The sequence below is a fragment of the Haliea sp. genome (genome assembly GCF_040222615.1).
In the GTDB taxonomy this organism is placed as follows: Bacteria; Pseudomonadota; Gammaproteobacteria; order Pseudomonadales; family Halieaceae; genus Haliea.
This window is the reverse complement of the sequence record NZ_JAVKCQ010000004.1, coordinates 1-7,016: the sequence shown is the minus strand read 5'-3', so window position 1 is coordinate 7,016 and position 7,016 is coordinate 1. Positions and strand designations below refer to the sequence as shown.

Sequence of the window (7,016 nt, the reverse complement as noted above, 5' to 3'; positions counted from 1 at the left end):
AGCCTTCAGGGTCTGGGTGTCCTTGGCACCGTAGGCGACGTGGGCCACATAGACATTCGGATACTCCATCGCCAGCAGGGCCAGGTCCTTCTTCGCTACGGCCTTGCCGCCGGCGGAGAACTTGGCCACCGCGCCGCGGGGCGTGGCCTTGGAGGTCTGGCCGCCGGTGTTGGAGTACACCTCCGTATCCAGTACCAGGATATTGATGTTCTCACCGGCAGCCAGCACGTGGTCCAGGCCGCCGTAGCCGATGTCGTAGGCCCAGCCGTCGCCGCCCACGCACCAGACGGACTTGCGGCACAGGTGCTCGCTCAGCTGCTGCAGGCGGCGGGCCCGGTCCCCGGCAAGTTTTCCCAGTCCTTTCCGCAGCTGCGCCACCCGCTGCCGCTGCTCGTGGATACCGGCCTCGTCGCTTTCATCGGCGCCGAGAATCGCGTCCACCAGGGCCGGCTCCACCTCCCCGCGCAGCTGTGCCAGCAGGTCCCTGGCCTGGCTCACCTGCTGGTCGATGGCGATGCGGATACCGAGGCCGAATTCGGCGTTGTCCTCGAACAGGGAGTTGTTCCACGCCGGCCCCCGACCCTCCGCGTTGTGGGCCCAGGGCGTGGTCGGCAGGTTGCCACCGTAGATGGAGGAGCAGCCGGTAGCATTGGCGATGACCATGCGATCCCCGAACAGCTGGCTGACCAGCCGCAGGTAGGGCGTTTCACCGCAGCCAACGCAGGCGCCGGAAAATTCGAACAGGGGCTGCATCACCATGGCGCCGGGGATCGTGCTGGTCTTGAGCTGCGCGCGGGGGAACTCCGGCAACTGCAGGAAGAAGTCCCAGTTGGCTTTCTCCGTTTCCAGCAGGGGTTGGACAGGCGCCATGTTGACGGCCTTGTGGCTGGCGTTGCTCTTGTCGCGAATCGGGCAGATGTCCACGCACAGGGTGCAGCCGGTACAGTCTTCGGGTGATACCTGGTAACTCATCACCTGGCCCGCCGGGTAGTCCTTGTTGCGCACCGGCGCAGCCTTGAAGGTGGCGGGGGCCTGGGCCAGCAACTCCTGGCCGAAGACCTTGCTGCGGATCACGCTGTGGGGGCAGACGAAGGCGCATTTGCCGCACTGGGTGCAGAGTTCCTGGTCCCACACCGGAATCTCCAGGGCCAGGTTGCGCTTCTCCAGCGCCGCCGTGCCCAGCGGGAAGCTGCCGTCCGCGGGCAGGGCGCTGACCGGGATGAGGTCACCCTGGCCGGCCAAAATGCGCGCGGTCACCCGCTCGGCAAAGCTTTCGCCGCTGCCGACGCCCGCGTGCAGGGCAACCACCTTGCCATTCACACTGCCGGGCGGCACCGGATGCAGCCCCGCCAGCGCCGCGTCGATGGCCTGGAAGTTGCGCTCGATGATACGTTGCCCGCGGCGCCCGTAGGTCTTTTCCACCGCCCCCTTGATCGCGGCGATGGCCTGCTCCGCGGGCAGGATATCGGAAATGGCAAAAAAGCAGACCTGCATGATGGTGTTGATACGCTTGCCCATGCCGGTGTCCGCGGCCACCTGGTAGGCGTCGATGCAGTACAGTTTCAGACCCTTGTCGACTATCTGTTGCTGGCAATGGGGTGGCAGGCTGTCCCAGAACCGGTCCGCGGGCAGCGGCGAGTTCACCAGGAAAGTGGCGCCGGGGGCGGCCTTGCGCAGCATGTCCACCTTGTGCAGAAAGCCCGGCTGGTGGCAGGCAATGAAGCCGGCGCAGTGGTCCTCGATCAAGTAGCTGGCATGGATCGGTCGGGGCCCGAAACGCAGGTGGGAGACAGTAGTGGCGCCGGACTTCTTGGAGTCGTAGACAAAGTAGCCCTGGGCGTGGAGGTCGGTGCTCTCGCCGATGATCTTGATGCTGTTCTTGTTGGCGCTGACGGTGCCGTCGCTGCCGAGACCGTAGAACAGGGCCTGCATACTTTGGGCGTGGGCATCGGTGCGAAAGTCCGGGTCCCAGTCCAGGCTGCTGTGGCTCACGTCGTCGTGGATGCCGATGGTGAAGTGATTTTTCGGCTGCGCCTTGTTGAGCTCGTCGAACACCGCCTTGACCATCCCCGGGGTGAACTCCTTGGAGGAGAGCCCGAAGCGGCCGCCAATCACCCGCGGCAGCGCCACGCGTGCGCTCCCGGTCATCGCTTCCTGGGCCAGCGCGGCGAGGATGTCCTTGTACAGCGGCTCACCGTCGGCGCCGGGCTCCTTGGTGCGGTCCAGCACGGCAATGGCCCGGGTGCTGGCGGGAATGGCCGCCAGCAGGGCTGCGGCGTCAAAGGGCCGGAACAGGCGCACCTTCAGCAGCCCGATCTTCTCGCCCCGGGCCAGCAGGCAGTCGACGGTTTCCTGCGCAGTTTCGGCGCCAGAGCCCATCAACGCGAGCACCCGCTCGGCCTGCGGGTCACCGATATAGTCAAACACACGGTACTGGCGTCCGGTCAGGGTGGCAAACTCATCCATCACTTGCTGGACGATTCCGGGGAAGGCGCTGTACCAGGGATTGACCGTTTCCCGGGCCTGGAAAAACACATCGGGATTCTGGGAGCTGCCGCGCAGCACCGGGTGTTCCGGCGACAGGGCGCGTTCGCGGTGGGCGCGGATCGCGTCTTCATCGATCAGGGCCCGGACCACATCTTCCGGTACGGCGGCAATTTTGGCTACCTCGTGGGAGGTGCGGAAGCCGTCGAAGAAGTGCAGCATGGGCAGGCGCCCACGCAGGCTGGCGGCGTGGGCGATCAGGGCGAAGTCCATGACCTCCTGCGGGCTGTTGGCGGCCAGCATGGCGAAGCCGGTGGCCCGGGCCGCCATCACGTCGCTGTGGTCGCCAAAGATCGACAGGGCCTGGCTGGCCACCGAGCGGGCGGCGATATGGAAAACCGTCGGGCTCAGTTCGCCGGCGATCTTGTACATGTTGGGCAGCATCAGCAGCAAGCCCTGGGAGGCGGTAAAGGTGGTGGTGAGCGCGCCGGCCTGCAGGGCGCCGTGAATCGCCCCCGCGGCGCCGGCCTCGCTCTGCATCTCGATCACCCGGGGTACGCTGCCCCACAGGTTCCGCTGCCCCCCGGCGGACCATTCATCCGCCCACTCCCCCATGGTGGAGGCGGGGGTGATGGGATAGATGGCGATGACCTCACTGGTCAGGTGGGCAATGCGGGCCGCCGCCTCGTTGCCGTCGATGGTCAGGGTGGTCTGCCCCATAGGTAACATCCCTTGCAGGTTCACTACTGTTTTTACTATAGCCTACAGGGGAGCGACGACATTTGATCGGTGTCATGCCGGGGCAGAATTGTCGAAATACGATCAACACGAGCGACTAAGCCAAGGCCAATGCCTTGAATACACTCATCGCTCAGGATATCAACACCGCGACCTCCCCCACGCTGCTGATCGAGGACAGTCCGTTGACAGAATCGAGTGTAGATACGACGCCTGACCCGAACGTCAGCGAGCCGGGCCAGCGCAACAGCGCCGCACTGCAGTACTGTGGATGCCTTCAGGCGTTATTGCCCAAACTCTGATGGCGGGGCCCGTGGGAGCGGTGATGTGCCCCGCGCCGGGGGCTCAGGGAATCAGTTTTGCCGGAGGCTCGATGCCCTCCACGCTGACCTCGGGATCCAGCTCCTTGATCAGGGTTTCAAACATGCCGACTTCACCGGCGGGAACGTCCACCATGATGAGGATGTTGCCTTCTTCGATAGCCTGTTCGAACTCCTGCAGTCGCGAGCTGGGGAAGGCAGCTCCGGCCATGCTGTCAGCAGACCGCCGACGCCGGCACCGAACAGGCCGGTCAGGAGTACGAAGCCACCCCCAATCACGATGCCTGCCGGGGGAAAGGCGAGTGCGGTGAGCCCGGCCAGCACACCCGCGCTGCCGCCGAGTGTCACCCCGCGCTTGTAACCGGCCAGGAAGTCGTCTGCCTCCGGGCCGGCATCGGGCAGATCTTCCAGATCGACGCCATGGCGAGCCAGGGCATAGATATGTTGCTCTTCAATGCCGTTGTTGCGGAGGTCTGCCACCACCTTGCGGGCGTGCGCCAGGTCCGGGGACAGAAAACACAGTCTCTTCATGCTAATACCCAGGTTTGCTAGCTGATATATCTCGCGAACAGGATGATGACTACCGCGAGACCGATGATGGTGCCTGCCAAGATTATGCCGTTCCTGAATGCGGAGCTGTCTTTACTCACCCTGCCGACCTCACTACTGTGACCTGCCACCACTATAGCTGAAGTAAACAGAATTGGCAGTCTGATCTTCTGGCGGAGTGATGGTCTCAGGAAAACGCGGGCACCCAGCCACCGGAGTCCTTCCAGCGGTTGACGATTTCGCAGAACAGCTCGGCGGTGCGTTCGGCGTCGTAGGCGGCGGAGTGTGCCTCGGCGTTGTCGAAGGCAATACCGGCCTCTTTACAGGCCTTGGCCAGTACCGTCTGGCCATAGGCCAGGCCCGCCAGGGTGGCGGTATCGAAGAAGGAGAAGGGGTGGAAGGGATTGCGCTTGATGCCGCAGCGCTCTACCGCCGCATTGACAAAGCCGGCATCAAAGTGGGCGTTGTGGCCCACCAGAATGGCGCGATTGCAGCTCTGGTCCCGCACTTCCTTGCGCACCACGCGAAACAGCTCGTCGAAGGCTTCCGCCTCGTCGACTGCCTCGCGGAAGGGATGCCAGGGGTCGATGCCGGTGAAGTCCAGCGCCGCCTGCTCGATGTTTGCACCCTCGAACGGCTTGACGTGGAAATTGAAAGTGCGGTGCACATCCAGGTTGCCGTCTTCGTCCATGCGCACGATGGTGGCGGCAACTTCCAGGATGGCGTCGGTGGCGGCGACAAAACCGCCGGTCTCCACATCGATGACCACGGGCAGGAAGCCGCGAAAACGCTCACAGATGCGCTGCCCGCTGGGTTCCGTCAAACCGCAGTGTCCCGATCCACTACCCGCCAGTGCATGTCTTCACCCGCTCGCAGCGGGGTCAGGGTGGTGTCGCCGAGGGCCCGGCTGGCAGGCACCTGCCAACCCTCCCGGCGCAGGGTAATGGTGTCTGTATTGCGCGGCAGGTGGTAGAAATCCGGCCCGAAGTGGCTGGCAAAACCCTCCAGCAGGGGCAGGGCATCCTCGGTGTCAAATACCTCTGCATACAGCTCGATGGCGGCGTGGGCAGTGTAGCAGCCGGCACAACCGCAGGCGGTCTCCTTGCGCGCGGTGCTGTGGGGGGCGGAGTCGGTGCCGAGGAAGAACTTCGGACTGCCGGAGCAGGCCGCCCGTACCAGCGCCCGCTGGTGGCTGTTGCGTTTCAGGACAGGCAGGCAATAGAGGTGTGGCCGGATGCCACCCACCAGCATGTCGTTGCGGTTCAGCAACAGGTGGTGGGCGGTAATAGTGGCTGCCACATTGCCTGGCGAGGCACTCACAAAGTCCACTGCGTCGGCGGTGGTGATGTGCTCGAGCACTACCCGCAGGCCCGGGAAGCGCTTTACGATGGGTGCCAGATGGCGGTCGATGAAAGCTTTTTCCCGGTCAAAGATGTCGATTTCACTGTCGGTGACCTCGCCGTGCACCAGCAGCGGCAGGTCCGCGGCCTCCATGGCCTCCAGGGTCGGGTACAGGCCTTCCAGCTGCGCGACCCCGGCATCCGAGTTGGTGGTGGCGCCCGCGGGGTAGAGCTTGACCGCGTGGACGAACTCACAGTCCGCCGCGCGGCGGATTTCCGCGGCATCCGTGCCGTCCGTCAGATACAGGGTCATCAGTGGTTCAAACTGCCGCGGCAGCCCGGCCATGGCGGCCAGGATACGGTCGCGGTAGGCGCCGGCAGCGGCTACCGTGGTCACCGGTGGAGTCAGGTTGGGCATCACGATGGCACGGCCAAAATACCTCGCCATGTCGGCGCAGGTGTCGGGCAGGGCGGATTCGTCGCGCAGGTGCACGTGCCAGTCGTCGGGGCGGGTAATGGTGAGTTCAGTCACAGCGGGCCAGGGCAGGGAATGTCAGCCGGGATGGTAACGTAAACCCCAGCTCACGGGAATACGGGCTGGGAATCACCCGCCGCCCCGGAGTAGAATATGCCCCCTTTAACGCCCTGAAAACGGAGCAACTCATGTCTGACGTCAAGAAAGTGGTGCTGGCCTATTCCGGCGGCCTGGATACTTCGGTCATCGTGCGCTGGCTGCAGGACAACTATGCCTGCGAGGTGGTGACCTTCACCGCGGACATCGGCCAGGGCGAAGAGGTGGAGCCCGCGCGCGCCAAGGCCAAGGCCATGGGTGTGCAGGAGATCTACATCGACGACCTGCGCGAGGAGTTCGTGCGCGACTTCGTCTATCCCATGTTCCGCGCCAACACGGTCTATGAGGGCGAGTACCTGCTGGGTACCTCCATCGCCCGTCCGCTGATCGCCAAGCGCCTGATCGAGATTGCCAATGAAACCGGCGCCGACGCGATTTCCCACGGCGCCACCGGCAAGGGCAATGACCAGGTCCGTTTCGAGCTGGGCGCCTATGCGCTGAAGCCCGGCATCAAGGTAATCGCCCCCTGGCGGGAGTGGAACCTGACCTCGCGGGAAACCCTGATGGCCTATTGCAAAGAGCGCGACATCCCGGTCGACTTCAGCAATGCCAAGAAGAAGTCCCCGTACTCCATGGACGCCAACCTGCTGCACATTTCCTATGAGGGCGGCATCCTGGAGAACCCCTGGGCGGAAGCCGAGGAAGACATGTGGCGCTGGAGCGTGAGCCCGGAGGCGGCCCCCGACACCCCCACCTACATCGAGCTGGAGTACGAGCGCGGCGACATCGTCGCCATCGACGGCGAGCGCCTGAGCCCGGCCACCGTGCTGGAGCGCCTGAACAAGCTCGGCGGCGCCAACGGCATTGGCCGCCTCGATCTGGTGGAAAACCGCTACGTGGGGATGAAATCCCGGGGCTGCTACGAGACCCCCGGCGGCACCATCATGCTCAAGGCCCACCGCGCCATCGAGTCCATCACCCTGGACCGGGAAGTCGCCCACCTCAAGGATGACC

At 64.5% G+C, this 7,016-nt stretch carries 6 protein-coding genes; 2 read left to right on the top strand and 4 right to left on the bottom strand.

From position 1 onward, the window contains the following. The coding region (gene nifJ / locus RJQ10_RS00200; protein ID WP_350142408.1) for a pyruvate:ferredoxin (flavodoxin) oxidoreductase at window positions 1–3,204 on the bottom strand (3,204 nt) is incomplete at its 3' end. Between the two features lie 134 nt (window positions 3,205–3,338). Between nifJ and RJQ10_RS00195 the strand changes: the two genes are divergently transcribed. After that, window positions 3,339–3,524 (top strand): hypothetical protein, encoded by a 186-nt coding sequence (locus RJQ10_RS00195; protein ID WP_350142406.1) that lies wholly within the window; start codon window positions 3,339–3,341, stop codon window positions 3,522–3,524. 108 nt (window positions 3,525–3,632) lie between these two features. Here the strand turns inward: RJQ10_RS00195 and RJQ10_RS00190 are convergent, their stop codons facing one another. The 3 genes from RJQ10_RS00190 to pyrC form a co-directional block, all read right to left on the bottom strand. Beyond that, window positions 3,633–4,073 (bottom strand): hypothetical protein, encoded by a 441-nt coding sequence (locus tag RJQ10_RS00190; protein WP_350142404.1) that lies wholly within the window; start codon window positions 4,071–4,073, stop codon window positions 3,633–3,635. A 205-nt stretch (window positions 4,074–4,278) separates the two neighbouring features. Then, the gene (gene rnt, locus RJQ10_RS00185) at window positions 4,279–4,914 is read right to left on the bottom strand and encodes a ribonuclease T (protein WP_350142402.1); all 636 of its coding nucleotides are present in this window, start codon (window positions 4,912–4,914) and stop codon (window positions 4,279–4,281) included. Next, window positions 4,911–5,963: a dihydroorotase gene (gene pyrC / locus RJQ10_RS00180; protein ID WP_350142400.1), complete on the bottom strand. Its 1,053-nt coding sequence runs from the start codon at window positions 5,961–5,963 to the stop codon at window positions 4,911–4,913. Before pyrC ends, rnt begins: the two co-directional genes overlap by 4 nt. A 131-nt stretch (window positions 5,964–6,094) precedes the next feature. On the opposite strand from pyrC, the gene RJQ10_RS00175 reads away from it, so the two are divergent. Then, on the top strand, window positions 6,095–7,016 hold a 922-nt coding region (locus tag RJQ10_RS00175; protein ID WP_350142398.1), incomplete at its 3' end, for an argininosuccinate synthase.

What these genes read in the sequence shown, in the direction of transcription:
- RJQ10_RS00190 (WP_350142404.1), bottom strand. Translation starts at nt 4,073, where the DNA reads ATGAAGAGACTGTGTTTTCTGTCCCCGGACCTGGCGCACGCCCGCAAG.